Source organism: Trueperella pecoris (assembly GCF_014926385.1).
Lineage (GTDB): Bacteria > Actinomycetota > Actinomycetes > Actinomycetales > Actinomycetaceae > Trueperella > Trueperella pecoris.
Genome location: NZ_CP053291.1, coordinates 1,276,714 through 1,295,323, shown reverse-complemented (window position 1 = coordinate 1,295,323; position 18,610 = coordinate 1,276,714). Strand labels below are relative to the sequence as shown.

The 18,610-nt window shown below is 58.2% G+C and carries 19 protein-coding genes; 15 read left to right on the top strand and 4 right to left on the bottom strand.

The features are described from left to right. The first annotated feature begins 26 nt into the window (after positions 1–26). From rbfA to HLG82_RS06100, 11 genes are all read left to right on the top strand, one after another. Positions 27–488 (top strand): 30S ribosome-binding factor RbfA, encoded by a 462-nt coding sequence (gene rbfA / locus HLG82_RS06150; protein WP_193326003.1) that lies wholly within the window; start codon positions 27–29, stop codon positions 486–488. Further along, the gene (gene truB, locus HLG82_RS06145) at positions 488–1,489 is read left to right on the top strand and encodes a tRNA pseudouridine(55) synthase TruB (protein WP_208585323.1); all 1,002 of its coding nucleotides are present in this window, start codon (positions 488–490) and stop codon (positions 1,487–1,489) included. The genes rbfA and truB overlap by 1 nt, the downstream gene beginning before the upstream one ends. Beyond that, the gene (locus tag HLG82_RS06140) at positions 1,486–2,280 is read left to right on the top strand and encodes a sensor histidine kinase (protein ID WP_193326002.1); all 795 of its coding nucleotides are present in this window, start codon (positions 1,486–1,488) and stop codon (positions 2,278–2,280) included. The genes truB and HLG82_RS06140 overlap by 4 nt, the downstream gene beginning before the upstream one ends. Beyond that, positions 2,277–2,969, top strand: coding sequence for a response regulator transcription factor (locus tag HLG82_RS06135; RefSeq protein WP_193326001.1), 693 nt, complete (start codon positions 2,277–2,279; stop codon positions 2,967–2,969). Before HLG82_RS06140 ends, HLG82_RS06135 begins: the two co-directional genes overlap by 4 nt. 103 nt (positions 2,970–3,072) lie before the next feature. Then, positions 3,073–4,479 carry an MFS transporter gene (locus HLG82_RS06130; RefSeq protein ID WP_193326000.1) on the top strand — a complete coding sequence of 469 codons (1,407 nt, stop codon included), beginning with the start codon at positions 3,073–3,075 and terminating at the stop codon, positions 4,477–4,479. Positions 4,480–4,529: 50 nt separating this feature from the next. Beyond that, positions 4,530–6,926, top strand: coding sequence for an extracellular solute-binding protein (locus tag HLG82_RS06125; RefSeq protein ID WP_193325999.1), 2,397 nt, complete (start codon positions 4,530–4,532; stop codon positions 6,924–6,926). Continuing rightward, positions 6,923–7,981: an ABC transporter ATP-binding protein gene (locus tag HLG82_RS06120; RefSeq protein WP_193325998.1), complete on the top strand. Its 1,059-nt coding sequence runs from the start codon at positions 6,923–6,925 to the stop codon at positions 7,979–7,981. Before HLG82_RS06125 ends, HLG82_RS06120 begins: the two co-directional genes overlap by 4 nt. A gap of 27 nt (positions 7,982–8,008) precedes the next feature. Then, complete coding sequence (locus tag HLG82_RS06115) at positions 8,009–8,569, top strand: LemA family protein (RefSeq protein WP_193325997.1); 561 nt, start codon at positions 8,009–8,011, stop codon at positions 8,567–8,569. Further along, the gene (locus HLG82_RS06110; RefSeq protein WP_193325996.1) at positions 8,566–10,224 is read left to right on the top strand and encodes a DUF2207 family protein; all 1,659 of its coding nucleotides are present in this window, start codon (positions 8,566–8,568) and stop codon (positions 10,222–10,224) included. Before HLG82_RS06115 ends, HLG82_RS06110 begins: the two co-directional genes overlap by 4 nt. Positions 10,225–10,234: 10 nt before the next feature. After that, on the top strand, positions 10,235–10,450 hold the full coding sequence (locus HLG82_RS06105; RefSeq protein ID WP_193325995.1) for a hypothetical protein: 216 nt from the start codon (positions 10,235–10,237) through the stop codon (positions 10,448–10,450). Next, positions 10,451–11,434 (top strand): bifunctional riboflavin kinase/FAD synthetase, encoded by a 984-nt coding sequence (locus HLG82_RS06100; RefSeq protein ID WP_193325994.1) that lies wholly within the window; start codon positions 10,451–10,453, stop codon positions 11,432–11,434. A gap of 26 nt (positions 11,435–11,460) precedes the next feature. On the opposite strand, the gene HLG82_RS06095 is transcribed toward HLG82_RS06100, so the two are convergent. The 3 genes from HLG82_RS06095 to HLG82_RS06085 all read right to left on the bottom strand — a co-directional run bounded on the left by HLG82_RS06095 (position 11,461) and on the right by HLG82_RS06085 (position 13,682). Next, positions 11,461–11,991, bottom strand: coding sequence for a hypothetical protein (locus tag HLG82_RS06095; protein WP_193325993.1), 531 nt, complete (start codon positions 11,989–11,991; stop codon positions 11,461–11,463). A 79-nt stretch (positions 11,992–12,070) separates the two neighbouring features. Continuing rightward, complete coding sequence (locus tag HLG82_RS06090) at positions 12,071–12,784, bottom strand: ATP-binding cassette domain-containing protein (protein ID WP_255313959.1); 714 nt, start codon at positions 12,782–12,784, stop codon at positions 12,071–12,073. 7 nt (positions 12,785–12,791) lie between these two features. After that, positions 12,792–13,682 carry a hypothetical protein gene (locus tag HLG82_RS06085; RefSeq protein ID WP_193325991.1) on the bottom strand — a complete coding sequence of 297 codons (891 nt, stop codon included), beginning with the start codon at positions 13,680–13,682 and terminating at the stop codon, positions 12,792–12,794. A gap of 171 nt (positions 13,683–13,853) precedes the next feature. On the opposite strand from HLG82_RS06085, the gene HLG82_RS06080 reads away from it, so the two are divergent. Both HLG82_RS06080 and HLG82_RS06075 read left to right on the top strand, forming a co-directional pair. After that, positions 13,854–14,924, top strand: coding sequence for an IS110 family RNA-guided transposase (locus HLG82_RS06080; protein ID WP_193325990.1), 1,071 nt, complete (start codon positions 13,854–13,856; stop codon positions 14,922–14,924). A gap of 57 nt (positions 14,925–14,981) precedes the next feature. Beyond that, a protein-coding gene (locus tag HLG82_RS06075) for an IS3 family transposase (protein ID WP_193325989.1) occupies positions 14,982–16,215 on the top strand; the annotation gives its coding sequence in 2 pieces (ribosomal slippage) (positions 14,982–15,271 and positions 15,270–16,215; 1,236 coding nt in all). Between the two features lie 189 nt (positions 16,216–16,404). On the opposite strand, the gene HLG82_RS10595 is transcribed toward HLG82_RS06075, so the two are convergent. Further along, complete coding sequence (locus HLG82_RS10595; protein WP_193325983.1) at positions 16,405–16,668, bottom strand: transposase; 264 nt, start codon at positions 16,666–16,668, stop codon at positions 16,405–16,407. Positions 16,669–16,803: 135 nt separating this feature from the next. On the opposite strand from HLG82_RS10595, the gene HLG82_RS06065 reads away from it, so the two are divergent. Beyond that, entirely contained in the window at positions 16,804–17,403 is a 600-nt protein-coding gene (locus HLG82_RS06065; protein WP_193325988.1) for a hypothetical protein, read from the top strand. A gap of 567 nt (positions 17,404–17,970) precedes the next feature. Continuing rightward, positions 17,971–18,600 carry a hypothetical protein gene (locus tag HLG82_RS06060; protein WP_193325987.1) on the top strand — a complete coding sequence of 210 codons (630 nt, stop codon included), beginning with the start codon at positions 17,971–17,973 and terminating at the stop codon, positions 18,598–18,600. Positions 18,601–18,610 lie beyond the last annotated feature (10 nt).

Below are 18,610 nucleotides of genomic sequence, written 5' to 3'. Positions count from 1 at the left end.
GCGACAGTTACAAGCAAAGGAGTGTCATGGCCAATACACGTGTTGACCGAGTAGCCGACCAGATCCACCAGATCGTTGCGCGTCTGATCGATTCGAAGTTGAAGGACCCGCGCCTGGGCATGGTCACGGTCACGGATGTGCGCGTGACCGGCGATCTTCAGCATGCCAGCGTTTTTTACACGGTGATGGGTTCGGACGAGGTGCGCCGCCAGTCGGCCCACGCTCTTGAGTCCGCCAAGGGCATGATTCGTTCCTCGGTGGGCAAGCAGCTCGGGCTGCGTTTGACTCCGACGATCGAATTCGTGCTTGATTCGCTGCCGGAGTCTTCGCGAACCATGGAGGATCTGCTGGCTGCTGCGCGCAAGCGTGACGAGGACATCCGTAAGCGCGCCGCGGGCGCTGTTCCGGTGGGTGACGCGAATCCCTACCGTAGCGCCACCGAGGTAGCCGACGCCGAGCAGGCGGGCTCAGCCGCCGAGGTCGAGTAGTGCCGAAGGGGCGCCAGCACAACCGCGATCGTGCCCTTGCCCGCCAGGCGCGTCCGAAGCCGTGGGGCGAACTGCCGCGCGGCTCGCGCCCGTGCGAGGGACTGCTTCTGATCGACAAGGACAAGGGCGTGACCTCCCACGACATCGTGGGGGCGGTTCGCCGCCTCGGGGCAACCCGTCAGGTGGGCCACGGCGGGACGCTCGACCCGATGGCGACGGGCCTGCTGATCGTTGCCACCGGGCGCGTGACGAAGCTGATCCAGTACATCATCGGCGCGGATAAGACCTACGAGGCACGCATATGCCTCGGCATCGGTTCGAGCACCGACGACGCCGAGGGGCAGCTTTTTGCTTCGGATCCTGCAATGGCCTCGGACGCCGAAATCGACGCCGCCTTGGCGGCGCTGACTGGTCAGATCTTGCAGGTGCCCTCCACGGTGTCCGCGATCAAGGTCGACGGCCGGAGGGCGCACGATCTGGTACGCGAGGGTGCGCAGGTGGAACTCGAGGCGCGCCCGATCCACGTGGCTCGTTTTGCGCGCACGTCGCCCGTGACACGGCGCGAGGCCAGGGTCGGGGACAAGCTGGCTGTCGTGGCGGAGTTTGACGCCGTGGTACGCGCTTCGAGTGGCACGTACGTGCGCGCTCTTGCCCGTGACGTGGGCCGTGGCCTTGGCACCGACGCCCACCTGACCGCGCTACGCCGCACACATGTGGGAGACTGGGATGTGGCAGACGCACATTCGGTGTCCCGGCTCAAGGAAATCCTCGAGAGGGATGAGCCCTTGCCGGTTGCGTCCATGGCGCAGGTGTGCAGGGATGTTTTCCCCGTGATCGAGGTCGACGAAAGCGAAGCGAAGGCGCTGCGCCAAGGCCTGTTTATTGCCATGCGTAGGAACATCGATCAATGGCCGGCAGCAACCTTCCTCGGCGACATGCCCGTGGCCCTAGTGTCCCCGCGTGCGGGCAAGCTTAAGCCGGACTTGCAACTGACGCTATGATCGCGGTGATCGTTGGTGCGGTACTGGCCACGGGCGCCATCGGCTATCTTGCGGTGGGCAACCGTCGGCTCGCCGGAGACCTAGCCGCGGCCACCGCGCAGGTCAAACGCTACGAGAGCCAGCCGGCCGTCGTCGCTCATGAGATCCGAACCCCGCTGTCGCTTATCGAGGCCGCCGCCGAGCTCCTCATCGGACGTAGTCCTGGCCCGCTGAATCCGACCCAAGAAGGCTTCGTCAACACCATTTTTGACAACGCCCAGCAGGCGATTGGCATTGCGGAGAACTCTCTTGTTCAGCGTCGCTTCAAGGATGGAAACCTCCGGTTGAGATCGGACTTGGTGGATATCCGTGACGTCGTCGCGCACGCGGCGCAGTCGTTACGGCGAACGACGGACGTGCCAATTCTTGTTGACGTGCGTGGAGGGATACTGCCACTGTATGCCGATGAGCAGCTCATTCGGCAGCTCGTGTGGAATCTGGTCAACAACGCGATCCGCCACGCGGAGGGCGAAGACGGGGTACATGTGCGGGTCACGCAGGCAGAGCACGGAGGAGCGTTGCTCGAGGTGACGGACCACGGCAACGGCATGGACAGCGTGGACCTAGAGAATTTCTTCACCGCCTTCGCCACAGGGTCCAGCAGACGCCCGGGCTCAGGCATCGGGATGCTCGTCTCGCAGGAGATCGTGGATGCGCACGGCGGTAGGATGATGGTCGATTCAAGGCCGGACATCGGGACGACAATCGTTGTCGTGTTGCCACAGGGACATCCAGAAAGGGGAGAGCAATGAAGCCACGCGCCCTCGTCGTGGATGACGAGCCACAAATGCTGGCCATCGTCGCCTTTTCCCTCGAAACGAAAGGCTTTACCTGCGTCAGCGCTGCGAGCGTCGCCGAGGCCTGGCGCCACATGTCCACCTACGAGTTTCACCTCGCTGTCGTGGACATTATGCTGCCCCATGGATCGGGACTTGAACTTACCCGCCGGATCCGTGCTCAGAGTGACCTGCCGATTATCCTGCTGACTGCCCGCTCGGACGTCGAGGACCGCATCGAGGGCCTCGAAGCTGGCGCCGACGATTACCTCACGAAGCCGTTTTCGCCCCAGGAGCTGGCGTTGCGCGCCCAAGCGCTCCTTCGCCGTAGCTTCCCCGCCGAAGATGAACGCGACCGCTTGGGTGGCCTCGCCGTGAATATGGACTTCCTCGAGGCGACCTGGCACGGGCGCAAACTGAATGTTTCAGGCACCGAGGTCCGCCTGCTGGCAGCGCTCATGCGTCACGGTGGCGACGTCGCCACCCATCGCCAGCTCCTCAACGAGGCATGGGGAGTCAGCGAAGCGGCGGGCGGGCGCGAAATGGTCAAGACGGCGATATATCGCGTGCGCAAGACGCTGGAGAAGTCCGGGGTCGGCGTCGTGATTCGGTCCCATCGCGGCGAGGGGTACTCGATAGCGCTCCAGAAGGCAGAAGAAAAGTAACAGCCCGGTCACTGAGTGTGACCAGCGCTGGCCACGGCCGTTACCAGCCATTTTTTACTATCGACACATCAACGCAACGACGCGTTTTTGTGAAAGGGAACAAATGGCACACGCATCTGGCGGAATGGGCGTCCTCTCGGCGCCACCTGCCGCCCCTCGACTTGAAGAAGGTCGTATCCAATCCACCTACAAGCGCCTGCGTTTTCAGGTGTTCATGGGAATCTTCATCGGATACGCGGCCTTCTACCTGATCCGAAACAACGTCTCGCTCGTTTCCGGCCTCCTCAAGGAATACGAGCTCATGAACACCGTGGGCATCGGCATCGTTGCCAACGCGGTGCTCTTTTCTTACGGCCTGTCGAAATTCTTCATGGCCATGCTCTCCGATCGAGCAAACGCCCGCTACTTCATGCCGATCGGCTTGGCTATCTCGGCAATCATTAACATTATTATTTCCTTCGTCCCCTCAATCGTGGGATCCGTAGGAATTTTTGCGACCGTCATGTTCATCAACGGCTGGGCGCAGGGCATGGGCTGGCCCCCGTCGGGCCGCGTGCTCGTGCACTGGTTCTCAACAACCGAGCGTGGCTGGATGACCTCGATTTGGAACACGGCTCATAACGTTGGCGGGGCCGGACTGGGCTTCCTCGCCGTATGGGCACTGGATAATTTCGCCGCCTCGAAGTCCGACTGGACGCCGGCCTTCAGCGTGCCGGGCTACGTCGCCCTCCTGATCGCAGTCATCATCTTCTTCATGATTCGCGATCGGCCCGAGGCCGTGGGCCTGCCGCCGATCGAGGAGTACCGTAACGATCCGGCGAAGGTTGAGAGCGTTGGCTCGGGCATGTCGTGGAAGACGATGCTGTTCAAGCACGTGTTGACCAACCGCGTCATCGTTCTGCTCGCGATTGCCAACGTCTTCGTCTACACCTTGCGCTACGGCGTTTTGAGCTGGATCCCTGTCTACCTGACCGACGTGATCCACGGCGCCAACATCAAGACCGGAATCATCGGTTTTGCGATCTACGAGCTCGCGGGCATCGTGGGAACCCTCCTGTGTGGCTGGCTCTCTGACAAGGTCTTCAAGGGCTGGAGATCGGGCGCGGGCATGCTCTTCCTCGCAGGAGTGGGTATCGCCCTCATCGCCTACTGGCAGCTTCCGGTGACCGCGCCGATCTGGGTCTTCTACGTTCTCATCGCCGTCATTGGTGGTTTGATCTACGGCCCGGTCATGCTCATTGGCCTGCAGGCCATCGACCTGTCCCCGCGTGAGGTGGCGGGCACGGCAGCAGGCTTTACCGGACTGTTCGGCTACCTCCTGGGCGCGTCGCTGGCCTCAACCGGCGTCGGCATCCTCATCCACTCCTTCGGCTGGAACTTCACGTACGCGACGCTCACGGTCGTCGTCGCACTTGCCTTCATCCTCATGATGATTGTGGGACGCGATGAGAAGAAGATGATGGAAGCCCGTGAAGAGTTGCTTCGCATGAATGCGACGAGCGCCGAATAGAAGATGGGCCGGGCATAGCTGTCACTTCGGTGGCAGCTATGCTCTTTCCTATGTTGCGCAATTCCCGCTGGCTCCGCCGCCACCTGCCCGCGCTTGTCGCGATCCCCGTGGTGGTGGCGTTTGCGCTGCTTGCGTTGCTCTCGGCCCGCGCCTCTGCGCCCGATCTGGCCGTATTGTGCTCGAACAAAGCCGAAGCGTGTGAGGCAGTCGCCCGCACTTTTGAAAGCGAACAAGACGTTGACGTTTTGGTCGTGCGCATGCCTACCTCACAGGCACTGGCCCACATTTCCTCCCCGCATTCGCACGGAGAATTCGATCTGTGGATGGGCGGTCCGGCCGAGGCCTACACGGAGGCCGCCGCTCACGGCCTCTTACGTCCGGCAAGCAGTGAACCACCCAATTCCATCCCCAGCGGATGGAAAGACCCGCAATTGCGCTGGTTTGGCGTGTATGGGGGAGTCCTGAGCCTGTGCGTCGCGGACGACGTCGTCGCCCCGGCGTCGTGGGAGGAGCTGGCTGGCTCAAACTTGGCAATCGCGATGCCCAACCCGTCGACGTCGGGCACGGCCGCAACCTTTCTGTGGAGCCAGTACGAGCGCCTCGGTTCGCTTGCCGTGGCCAAGGATTACTATGCGGCGGTGGGGCGCCACGTGGGCACCTACACGCAGTCGGGTACGGTGCCGGCACAACTCGTGGCGGGCGGTCGCCTACCAAGTGCAGTCACTTTCGATTCTTACTGCCTAGCTGAGCAGGCGGCGGGTGCTCCGGTTCATGCTGTGTATTTCGCGGATGGCACGGGCTTCGAGATTGGCTCGGTGGGCCTGCTCGCCGGCACAAAAAGGCCCGACCTTGCTCAGGATTTCCTGAGCCTCGCAGTGTCCGATAGGGGCCAGCGCGTCAGCGCCACGTCCTCGCATCAGTATCCGACGTCGGCGGCGCTGGAGGGGAACCTGCGAACAAAACTCGACAGCTTCGCCACCCCCATCTTTGGCGAGAACATCGCCGAGGCGGGCAGGCACCGCGCCGAGCTGATCCGGATGTGGGAGGAGGAGATCTACTTCGCAGGAGATAGCCCCTTGGGGCCGCTTCTTCGAAGCGGTACCCTTTCTCTCATCGCGGGAGTCCTCGCGGCGGTCGCCGGCTCTGTCATGGCGCTCGCGTTCCGTTTGGGCCGGGGGCGGGGGCTGACCTTCATCTGTGCGGCGTTGCCTTTCCTGTTTCCGCCGGTCACCTGGGCGTTGGCGCTGACGTACGGGCCTTTCAGCATGAATCCCTATGGCCCCGCAATCGTGATAGTGGCCAACGCGGTTGCTCTCGAGCCGGTCGCCTTCGTGATCGTGGTCTTGGCGCTTTCGGCGGTCTCGGACCGGCACATGGTCGAGGCGCGGGCGCTTGGGATGAGGGCTACGACGATAGCCATCCGGCTTCTTGCCCCGAACGTGGTGCGCGGATTTGCGATGGCAAGCGCTGTAGTTGCGTTACTTGCGTTAACGGATCCCTCATTGACGCTAATTTTTGGCGGGCCGCAGAGGTATTTTGCCTCGGACGTGCTCACGGGGATTGCCACGAATAGGCCAGGAGCTGCGGCATCGGCCCTGATCATGTCGATCGGCGTGGCCGCGCTTGTGGCTATTCCGCTGAGCAAGGCGCTGACGGCCCGGTTGCGGAGGGTCGAACCGCGCCATCTCCGCCCGCCCACTACATGGTGGTGGGGCTGGGCTACTGTTGCGTTCGGGATCGGCGTTCTTTCGCTGGTGGGCGTCATCGTCAGCCACTTGGCGAGGCCCCAACCTTCGCTCATGTTCACGACGACGACGGGCGTCTTGCTGCTCGTCGTCACCATTGCCCTGATGTTGGCCGGGCTGATCGTGGTTGCTGCTCCGCTGGGGCGGCGTGGGCTTCGTGCGAGCGTCTACGTGGCGCTCGCGGTGGCGCTCTCGGCGCAGATCTCGGGCGGCGTGTTGGTCTGGGCGCTTCACCGCGACTGGCTCCAGCTCGCAGGAACTCGGATTGTGCCGCCCATCGTAGGTGTGGACTCCATCTATCAGGGCCTCGTCGGCGTGGCACTTGCGTACTTGCTATTGGCTCTGCCGATGGCCGTCCTGATGATCATCATCATTCGGCTACGCGTCGATCCGCTGGTACGCGAGATGCGCGACGCCGGCGCCTACCGCCTGCGTATGGCCGTGGAGCTCATCCCGGTCATCTTCCCCTCCCTAACGGTGGCGCTGGCGCTCTTGACTGGCCTTGTTCTGACCCGCAGTGCTCCGGCCATCTTCATCGACCTGGGAGGCAAGCTATCCATAGCCCCGCTCGCGATTATCGACCATGTTTCAGCGGCGGAGGATGGGCAGGCATTTGCGGTAAGCGTGGTCACGGCCGCCCTCATTATGGCGCTTCTTTCCATGGCAGGTGTGCTGTGGCATCACGTGAGGAGGAAGTTGTGACAACCTCGCAACTTGTCATTGATCATCTCAGCGTCCCGAAGATTTTGGACGACATCTGCCTGAGTGTCGACGAGGGCAAGATTCTTGCCGTCGTTGGCCCATCTGGCTGTGGCAAATCGACACTCATCCATGCAGTGGCGGGCGCGGTAGCCTCCACGGGGCGAATTCTCGTGGGGGATCGCGATATCACCGATCTGCCCATGCATCTTCGCCCAACGGGTACTGTCTTCCAAGAATCGATGCTCTTCCCGGATCATGACGTGTGGTCGAACGTTGCCTTTGGGCTGGATGACGCTCGGATGAAGGACTCCCGCCGCAGTGATCTGGTGGATCTCACGCTCGCTCAACTCAACATTTCCAGCCTTGCCCGCCTTCCTGTCGGACACCTATCGGGCGGGCAGGTTCAGCGGGTCGCACTCGCCCGCACGCTTGTTCGCCGGCCACGGATACTCCTTCTGGACGAACCTCTCGTTCACGTCGACCCACCACTTCGTGGTGCGATACAGACCGACATCGTCGCGCAGGTGAGGCGCAACAAGCTCGCCACGATCTACGTGACTCACGACGTCGACGAGGCTTGCCGCCTCGGGGATCTGATCGCGCTGATGGACGGTGGTCGCATCGTCCAGATCGGCTCTCCGACGGAGGTCTATCGCCGCCCTGCGTCGGCCTTCGTCGCTCGTATCATGGGGATTGCGAACATTTTGGATGGGAAGATCACCCATGTCGGCCCTGACCACGCGAAGGTTGAGTTCGGTCGCACGTGGTTAGCCTTGCCACGTGTTCAGGAGCTTGTGCCGAGCCGCGCGCACGTCGTCGTCCCACCCGAAACGATCGCGATAGGAGAGCCGGATCAGGGCATGCTGGCTGGACGAATCATTCGTTCGATCTTTGCCCGTACACACATGGAATATGAGCTTGAGACGGCTGTGGGCACTCTCGTCGTCACCGAAGCCGACACGACCTCGCCGCGTCCGCTTGGTGCCGAGGTCTCCCTCCTCTTCACCTACTGTTGGTTCATCGGGGACTTCTCCCTCGCACCTACGATCAGGTAGCTCGGCTGAAGGTGGGATAATCGAAGTATGTCTACACCATTCATTGTTCTTGCTGTTGTTGCCGTGTTGATCGTTGTGTTCATGGCGTGGCTCATTCTCACGTATAACCGTTTTGTGACGTTACGCGAGAACGTGCGTAATGCGATGGGGCAGATTGCCACCCAGATCGAATCGCGCTGGGATGCATTGACGTCAGTGATTGCAGCGGCCAAACAATACGCTGAACACGAGGCCGGAACGTTGCTTGCTGTAACCAAGGACCGTTCCCCGCTCCGTCCCTCCTCAACTCCAGCGGACGTTGCCGCCGATGACGTCTCGTTCGGCACTGTGCTCGGTCGTTTCAACGCGCTGGCGGAGGCATACCCGCAGCTGCGCGCATCTGAGACTTACCAGTCGGCCATGAACGAGGTGACGAGGTTCGAGGACAACGTGCGTCACTCGCGCATGTTCTACAACGACGCTGTCACCATGCTCAATCGGTACCGCGGCCAGTTCCCTTCGATGATCGTCGCCGCGCTTTTTGGATTCGCGCCTGAAACATACTTCGAGAACACTGGGTCGAAGAGCGAGATGCCGAGCTGGTCATGAAGCGAATCGTCGCGATAGTCTCGCTCGTCTTTCTCAGCCTTGTTACCACGCAAGTGGCGCATGCTTCGACGATCGCCTCGATCGACATCGTCGCCCGTATTCAGGCAGACGGCAGTGCTCTCATTACTGACACTCGCACCTTCGAGGCCACCGAGGGCACCGAGCATTACATTTCGATCGCCAACCTCGGGCAGTCCGATATCCGCGACTTCTCTGTGATCCTCGACGGTCAGCCGCTGACCGACATCGGCCAGTGGGACGTGGAACGCAGCAGGGAGGAGAAGGCCGGGCAGTCCGGCGTCGTGAAGAAGGACGACGGGTACGAGCTTGCGTTTGGCTTCGGGGAGTACGGCACGCATACGGCCGTCATGACGTACACGGTGACGAACTTTGTCTACACCCTCAGCGACGGCGCGCAAGCGGTGTACTGGCAGTTCATCCCGCGCGGCATGACACCGACCGATGCGGTGCACATCTCCTTGACCAACGACGTCGGTGTGGAATTTTCCGCCGAAAACTCGCGCGTGTGGGGGTTCGGCTACGATGGCACGACGGCGATCGAGCCAGCAGCGCTGAAGGCGACTACGAACACTGAGATCACCAGTGATCGTTACATGGTGATGCTGGCGATCTTTGACTCGGCGCCCTTTACGTCGCAGGCCACGCTCGACGAGACGGCCGCCTCGCTTCAAGAGCGTGCCAAGGAGGGCTCGGACTGGAGCGGCGATGAAGAACTAGGGCTATTCGGCAAGATCTTCTTTGGCTTCCTTGGAGTGATAGGCGTCTTCGGTCTTGGCTTGGCTGCGATCCATGGGGTCGCTCAAAGTCGTGTGGAGAAGCGGATTGCAGCCGAAGAAGGCCTGATTAAACTGACCAAGAAGCCCGGCGCGGGCAAGGGGGAATACTGGCGTGACATACCCTATGACGGTCCGCTCGAGGACGTCGTTGAGCTGGTCAGCGAGCCGATGCCCGGCCTTGCAACCGCCTACATGCTTGAGTGGATTAGGCAGGGTGCACTGCGGCCGGTCCCCGGTGATGACGAAGCCTTCACACTGGTGGGCGTGCCGGCGGGAATGTCGCCACTCCAGCAACGCTATTGGGATTTCCTCGTCGCGGCAGCTAAGGACGGCATCCTCGATGCGGGTGACGTCTCCGATTACATAGCAGAGCTCGATGATGATTCCGGTATCGACCAGTGGGGTGACGACGTCGATGAACATTCTCTCACCTTCCTGCGCCGTAGTGGCTACTGCGTCGAGCGTGAGATGACAGTGCTGGGGACGAGGATATCCGATGACTGGTTAACCGCCAGGGGGCAGGAACTCAGCCGCCGCATCGACGCCCTGCAGAACTACTTGACAGATTTCTCCCTACTCAATGAGCGTGGGGCGATGAACGTGATGCTGTGGGACCAATACATGGTGTGGGCAGGCTTCCTCGGCATTGCCGATGAGGTAGCTCAGCAGTTCGCTCTCGTTGATCCCAGGTGGGCGGCCACCACATCCATCACGCCCACGGCAATGCTTTACGCCCATTCGTTGACCGCAAACGTCGACAGTGCGGTGACCGCGGCCTCGACTGGTGGGGGCGGGAGCGCGTCCTTCGGCGGAGGCGGGGGTTCATTTGGCGGAGGCTTTGGCGGAGGAGTCCGCTAAGATGGATACCATGACTGAACAAACTGGATGCGGATGCGGCGGACACGGCAAGGGCCATGGTCGCTGCGGCGGAGGACACGGTCACGGCGCAAGGCATGCCGGCCACGGCGGTTGCGGCTGTGGTGGGAAGGGTAAGCACCACGGTGTTCGCACGGATAAGACCCCTCAGGGGGCGCCGGACGACATTTCTGGCGGGCGCCGCCAGCTGGGCTTGCGCGGAAAATAGATGAAGATCTTTTCATCGGCCGAGGAATACGACCTCGGCCCTTCCGTTGTGACAATCGGCATCTTCGACGGCGTGCACAAGGGCCACCATGCAATCCTGCGCGAAACGGTGGCCCAGGCTGAAGAACGCGGCGCGCAGTCGGTGGTTCTAACCTTCGATCCGCATCCCAGCCACGTGCACCGACCCAACGTGGACCTTCCACTCATCTCGACACTCGAAGATCGCCTCGACCTGCTCGAGGCGGCCGGCATCGACGTCGTCGTCGTGCAGAAGTACGATGTGGGCTACGCCGAGACAAGCCCGGAGGACTTCATCGATGTCGAACTGGTAGGAAAGCTGAAGGCCGTGGCCGTCGTCGTGGGCGAGGATGTCCGCTTCGGTAAGGGTAACGCTGGAGACGGCACCCTGCTCGCCTCGCACCTCGCCGGACGGGTTGACGTGACGCTCATCAACGACCTCGGGGGCGATTCTGGGCGCCGATATTCTTCGACCTGGATTCGCGAATTGCTCGACGCCGGTAACGTGCGCAAGGCAGCCAAGATTCTCGGGCGTCCACACCGGTTGCGTGGCGTCGTGGAGCATGGTTTTAAACGTGGGCGTGAACTCGGCTTTCCCACCGCTAACCTGCCAGGATCCGGCGTTGGGGAAGTGCCGCGTGACGGCGTTTACGCAGGCTGGGTTGTCCAAAAGGTTCCCGACTCCACGGCAACGATTCACCTTCCGGCGGCGATCTCGATTGGGACGAACCCGCAGTTTGACGGTGACGAACGTACCGTTGAAGCACACGTCCTCGGCCGTAGCGACCTCAACCTGTACGGGGAGGAGATCGCTATTGATTTCGTCGATTACGTGCGTCCCATGATGAAAATGGCATCGGTCGAGCAGCTACAGGATCAAATGGACAAAGACTTGCGGCGTACAGCTGAGATTCTCGGCGTGCCCGTGTCTTACCGCGTGAACCCGAAGGATGTGACCGCCCGATAGCGCACAATCGACGATGTGGCGAAGAGTTAGTACCTATGTCTCAGCGCTAGGAACGCCAGCACTGCGCTCAAACCCGCGATGAGCGCGATAGGTGCGGATATGTGGAAGAAAATATTCCAGGCATAAGGGGTAATGAAAGTCTGGAATCCAAACCCTACGAGTACGAGGAAAAGGGCCGCTGTGGGGATTACCTGCCATGATCCCGTTAGATAGCATGCAGAAATGATTCCCACGGCCGTAAAAATGACCGTGCTTGTCAGCATCGGCGCAATGACCCCAAGGACCTCTTGGTCTGGATAAACAAGAGAGAACAGCCAGCCAGTGAGAGCGATGGTGACCAAGGCAAGAAAAAGCAACAGGAAGGGCAGCGCGCTGCGCAAGTTCCGGGCGCGGCATCCGCGCAGAAGTTCTTGATCGGATCCGATAGGATTAACGCTCGAAGCGCACAAGATCCCGACAACGGCTGGCAACACCCTGAAAACAGGAGTTTCTCTCACGTTATTCAGAGGAGGAATCCCGTAGGACACCGGGATCAGCGCGAAAAAGAGGACACTCACGCCGATAACCAAGACTGTTAGAAGCTGAGCGCGCCGGATCTGCAAGAACAGTACGTGGGGAGAGCGCGATGCCGTTCTGTTATCCCAAGAGCGCTGCATAGTGTGCTTCCAGGTCTTCGACCGACGCCGATTCGGGGAACTGCGTAGGGCCACAATAGGTGACGATACCGTCGTTTAAGACGAGGAGGGTGTCAGCGAGAACGTGCACATCTTCGATCAAATGCGTGCTGAGTATGCACAGGGAATCGGTCAACGATCTTAAAACCTGACGGAACTGGGCCCGTTGTTGGGGATCGAGCCCAGAGGTTGGTTCATCGAGAACGATGATTGCAGGCTCGCCAGCAATCGCTGCCGCAATCCCAGCACGTTGGTACATTCCGCCGGAGAACTTCGAAAGCTTGGTGTGTGCGTCTTGAATGAGCCCGACCTTATCTAATGCGGTGCTTGCGGCAGAAGCGATAAGAGCATTATCGTATTCGCGCATCCAGAGGGCATATGAGACGAATTCGTGGGCTGTAAAAGACCTGTCTGCTTGATGATTCTGTGGCAAGTATCCAAGCTGTTGGCGTAGCGCGCGTACGGCCTTCTTGTCGTGAACGTCTGTGCCTCGTACATGCAGATTTCCTGAGCGCGGTGGGTATTGGGTAATTAGTGTTTTGATCAGGGTAGATTTTCCTGCGCCATTTGGGCCGAGTAGCCCAACTATTCCGGGGCCCTCGAGAGAAAAAGAAAGGTGATGGAGAACGTCCGCTCGGCCGTACCCTTGGCAGAGATTACTGGCGTTAATTGACATTGGATAGCTAGTCATTGATAGATACCTCGCAGGTTTGAATAAAATGATCAATGATGTGGCCCAACTGCGTGAACTGTTCGTCGGGGGAGAGTTTGGCTAATTTGCTACCAATGGTTTGTGCATCGTGTTGGTTACTCTCGTTTGAGTAGCCGTCATAAGTGAGATCGCCATAAATCCAATTCGTGAGGAGGTCTAAGACGGTAAAGTTGTTCGCGATTCTTTCTTCCTGAGGCACCCGGCTTGCGGACTCATCGCATATGAGAAAATCGTTAAGAACAAATCCGCGAGCCCCCACCCAGTCATGTGGCTCGGCGCCGACCGGATAAATCTGATAGAAACGTTGACTTTCTTGGTAGTTACCGTCGCGATCGACATTTGCCATCACCTGTGGAATATTTGGCTCGGCAAAGAGGGCAGGGTTTGCTTTCGTGCCGAGAGCTCGATCAAGACTGCGGACACGGGCAGCGTACTGAGTGAGCGTGGGCAATTTGTAAGCGTCCTCAGGCCACACGCACACAGTGTCTGGCCCGCTCTCGGCGCAGGAAGGCTGGAGGTCTGCGGTTCGAGGAAGAGTCTGTAGGTTTGCATAACCGCTTAGCCATACATATGCGACGACAGCGAATAGCGATCCCCACGCAAGGGGAGTGGCGATTCGTTGCTCTTGCACCCAGCGGCGCGCGAGGATTCCTCCGGTAGCGAGCGTGATGACAGCAAGTAGTTGGGTGTAGGCGGACCAGTCGAATTGGGTCCAGGCGTTGGACTCAACAGCGCTTTGAATGAGGTAGAAAGAGATGAAAAGGGAGAATAGTCCTGAGAACACGACGCCAACGGCACTATGGGTAAAGAGGTAGGCGTTGATCCATCCGATGAGGATTGCAAGAGTGAGGAATAGCGGCACGAGGAGGAAATACTGCCAAACAAGGTATCCCCTGCCTGCCATGAATGTTGATGCAAGCGTGATGCTGGTTGCGGCGATAAGGAAGGGGGGTCGGGCCCGTGGTTCCTTCCTAGATCGGTATCGGCCTAACGGTCGTTTGTCTTCGCATATAAGGGAAGGTTGATAACCGCTATGTCTATTGTCGCTGATGTTCACCCGTATGTCGTTGGTGTTGATACTCACGCTCGCCATCATGTTTACTCAGTTCTCGCTTCGCTTACCGGAGAGCTTTTGGGTTCGAAGAAGTTTCCCACGACTGCGGCAGGAATGAAACGCGCGATGAGTTGGGTTCTTAAAAACACCCGCTCGCACGAAGAAACTTTGTGGGTGATTGAAGGCACCTCCTCTTACGGCGCTATTTTGACTGGCATGGTGCTGGCTAACAATTTATCGGTTGCTGAAGCACCTCGTGTTGATTACCAACATCGCTACGGTTCAGGGAAAACCGATGAATTGGATTCTTCGCGGATTGCGCGAGCAGCCCTTGGGTTACCTGTCGATAAATTACGTCGGCCTCGTCTGGGAAGTGGGGTTCGTCAAGCAATTCGAATCCTTATTACGTCTCGAGAATTACTGGCAGGCCAGCGCACCCGCAGCGTTAACGCGCTGACTGCTCTTGTGCGTAGTAATCCCTTGGGCGTCGATGCCCGTTGCACGTTATCAAGTACACAGATCAAGCACATTGCCTCGTGGCGAATGCGTGGAGAGGATATCGAGATACAAGTTGCCAGAGCCGAAGCAAAAAGGCTTGCTCGCCAGATTCTTGAACTCGATTGCGAGCTTGAGAACAATGAGCGTGAGCTTGCAGGCCTTGTTCAGATCAGTGAAGCTGCACCATTGCTGCAAGAAAAAGGCATTGGTGTCGTTAGTGCGGCGAAGTGTCTTGTCGCGTGGTCACATTACGGCAGAGTCAAAACGGAGGCAGAATTTGCCTCGCTTGCTGGAGTCAATCCAATCCCAGCATCATCAGGCAACACGGTTCGACACCGTCTCAATCGTGGAGGAGATCGTAAACTCAATAGCGCGCTACACATGGTCGCTATTGTGAAAATGACCCACGACGAAGAAACGAAAAAATACGTCGCAAAAAGACAAAAAGAAGGAAAAACCAACCGTGAAATTCGACGATGTCTCAAACGCTACATCGCTCGGCGAGTATATCGCACACTCAACTCCCAACACACGCTCTTAATACCCGCTTGACAAATATAGAAGAATCCCAGGTTTTGTTCCGTTTGAGTAGATGGGAAAATCTGGATTATGGCGAAGAAATTTGATCAGGAAGCGAAAGATCGTGTTGTGCGGTTGGTGGAGGATCGGATCCTTGCTGAGGGACTCTCGCTGCAACGAGCGTGTCAGGTGGTTGCCCCGAAGCTGGGTGTTTCGTGGCACACTGCCCGTCAATGGACGCAGGCAGCCAGGCGTGAAGGGCGCGTTGTTGAGCGTTTGCCGGAGGATCTCGAAGTCGAGAATGCTCGGCTTAGGCGTGAAGTTCAAGAATTGCGCGACACGAACGAGTTGTTGAAGGCTGCGTCGGCTTTTTCGCGTCGGAACTCGACCCCCAACGTCGGAAATGATCACATTTATTGATGAGTATCGTGATCGTTTTTCGGTTGAGTTCATTTGTACGACGTTGAATACTCACCGTGTTGGCGGTTTCATCACTTCGCGTGGTTATCGCCAATCCAAAGCCCGTGGACTGAGTACGCGCAGTGTTCGTGATGCTGGCCTTGTGGAACACATTCGAGACGTTCACGGCCGCAACTACGGCGTCTACGGTGTGCGGAAAATGTGGCATGCCTTGCGCCGTGGCGGAATTCAGATCGGTCGGGAACAAACCGCGAGGCTCATGCGCCTAGCTGGAGTATCGGGCAAGGGTAAGGGGCGTTCCCCGATCACGACACGCAAAGCCCGGAGGGAAGATACCAGGCCAGATTTAGTCCAGCGTGAATTTCGTGCTCCTTGCCCGAATCGGCTGTGGGTCGCGGATATCACGTATGTCCGCACTCGCGCCGGGTTCGTGTATGCGGCGTTTGTGACGGACGTGTTCTCGCGAAAGATCGTCGGCTGGGCGCTATCAGATTCCATGCGCACCGAAGCGCTACCACTACAGGCGTTGAACCAAGCGATCGTCAGCGCGAAGGAAACTGTCGGGGTGCTTCATCACTCAGACCACGGATCGCAGTACGTCAGTATTGTGTATAACGAGCGCCTGCTCGATGCGGGCATCAGTGCATCGACCGGGACGGTTGGGGATTCCTACGATAACGCGCTTGCTGAGAATGTGAATGGCTCGTATAAGAACGAGCTCATCCATACCCGTACATGGCGTGATGTGCTCGAGGTTGAAATCGCTACCTTCGAGTGGGTGACCTGGTGGAACCAGGCTCGTCTCCACCAAGCCCTCGACTACCGACCCCCGGTCGAGGTTGAGAACGAGTACTGGCACAACGCCAGCACATCAGAGAAAATGAAAATCAGGGCAAACGCCTAGGAACAAAACCCGGGGCACTTCAAGGCGTGCTTGTTGGTGGCAGAAGGCCCGGTTGTGTGACATCGGGCGGTGTAGTACGCCCCGCGGGAAACCCCGACAACGCGGCATGCCAAGCGCACTGAGTACCCCAACGATAGGGCATGGTCAATCGCTTCGTACTTGCGTGCCGGGGTCAGAATTTTCCCTCTGCTAACTCCCTAAGCAGCGACTTTTCGAGTTCAGCCTCCCCAAGCAACCGCTTGAGCTTCTCGTTTTCTTCCTGCAGCTCCTTGAACCGCCGTCTTCACTGCGAGTCATGTCGCCGTACTGTCTCTGCCACCGGTGATACGTTGCCTCACTGATGCCAAGCTCACGGCAAACCTCTGCCACGGTGCTGCCAGATTCCTTCAAGGACCTGGCCTTGTCGAGCTTCACCACGATTTGTTCGGGTGTGTGCTTCGAGAACTTCTTCATGCTCTCCAGTCTTCCTGCCCCAACCGGGGCTGTCACGGAAGACACTCTCAAGCCAGATGGTCTAGTTTTTTCAGCCCGGGCAACTCTTTCGTGACCCGTGCGAGAATGAAAGTGTGGTAGACTCAGATATGTAACATGAATTCTCATTCCGTCGGAGATGATATGTCCCTTATAAAAGCATCCTTTGCGATTTTACTTGCAGCTTCGTTTTCCGTATCTCCGGCTACTATCCCGCCGGATAATACTGAGGACTACCCAGTGATTTCATTAGAAGAAGTCAGGAACTTAGCTTCTTCACAAGTTGCCCAGGAGACACAAACCACCTCAAGTGGAGTAACTCCCCTGTCGAAACAGAGTAGCACTAGGAGCGCTCTTCCTATGGTCAGAATCACCTCCCCCGCTATGTGCACTGGGCAAACAGATTCTCCTCATAAAAGCGGCAATATGGCCTCAGTTCACGGCCGGATTAAATGTGTAAGGCCGGTAACATATCTCAAAACGGTAACGACTCTTTACAAAGAACGCTGGCACGGCATGCAATATTTAGCTTCTGATGCTTCGAGCACGCGAGGCAAGAAAACAAGTGAAGATGCCCATCCCCATCGCCTCTGCGGAGGAAGCGGGACATTTACCTATTGGGGATATTCGGCCCATTTTACTGAAGAAGGTGGAAAAAAGTACTACGCGAAAACGGCGAACGGAGGAGCTAATCGCCTGAGTCGATTCACATGCTGATTCTTTCGCGGAAAGACGTAGTCTACCCGGCTGTATTGGCGTTATTGATTTTTTCTTCATCATGTTCGACGCCCACCGAAGGTCCGTCTTCGATGCCTTCAAGCGCAAATTTAATCCCCCTACAAGAAGGGCCTGAAAGTCCGCCTGAGCTGACAATAAATGGAACTCAGCTAGCCGCAGTTTCCTACAATTGGACAGGGTCAAATGGGGTAGACGTTTTCGAGGATTCTCCTTCTATAGAAGACATAGAAACGGTTTCTCTGGATCCGAGTAGGCCGGTGCTGCTTAATGTTCGTTTGAATACAAGCGTTCCCCCTTACTACTCTCTTATCAGACAATGCAGCAGACTGGACGCGAATGGATACCCCGACCTTTCGAGTTGTAGTTACACTGAGTGCGTTGGTGAAGAACAGTGTTTCCGCAGCGTGGAGTCACAGATAGAATCCGATACGGAACTGCTATCTGAGACCAAGTTCGTGACTATCACGATTCAGTATCCGAATGACAGCGGGTGGGACGCCGAAGCAGTCGAAAATCCAGATAATTATGCAAACTATTCATTCTTTCTTGAGCAGGATTGACCCGCGGCTCGTCGATCGGGTTATCCCTCATCGGGAGGGCTATGTATCGGACCTTCTCTTTGCCGGGTTTGACCGCACCCTTGCGCTTTTGCTTCCTATTCCAACCAGCTCAGGGTGGATCTCATGGTCGGATATTGCCGATCAACGCGAAAAATCTATGACGGCCTCGACGTCGCTTTCTGACCTGTTCTTCCCGGAACCTGTCTCTTCCCTCATATATTTCGCTCACGGGACCATCTATGACCCCGGATATATAGAACGTCTCAGTCGAGTTTTAGCCCTCGGTGATGGACTAGGAGAATGGGCGGCAGCATATTGGGGCGGTTATGCAGACTTCTCCTCGCAGGCCGACATCATCGCGCCAGATGATTCGTTCTTACGCCCCGAACCCTATGCCATAGTCGAACAATCTCTGCCTCAGTGGGTAGAGTACGTAGCGGACCTTGGGCGTTTACCGTCTATCTTGACCTCTCCCAACCTGCATTTCATCGCAACACAACCGATCTACGCTGATCGGATCTATGTTTCTTGCACGAGTCCCCTGGCAGACCACTTAATTGAGTCCTTACCCGACGTCCACCCAGTCTCGCCGGATTCCCCCCTGGCCTGTGCATAGTCATGGCATG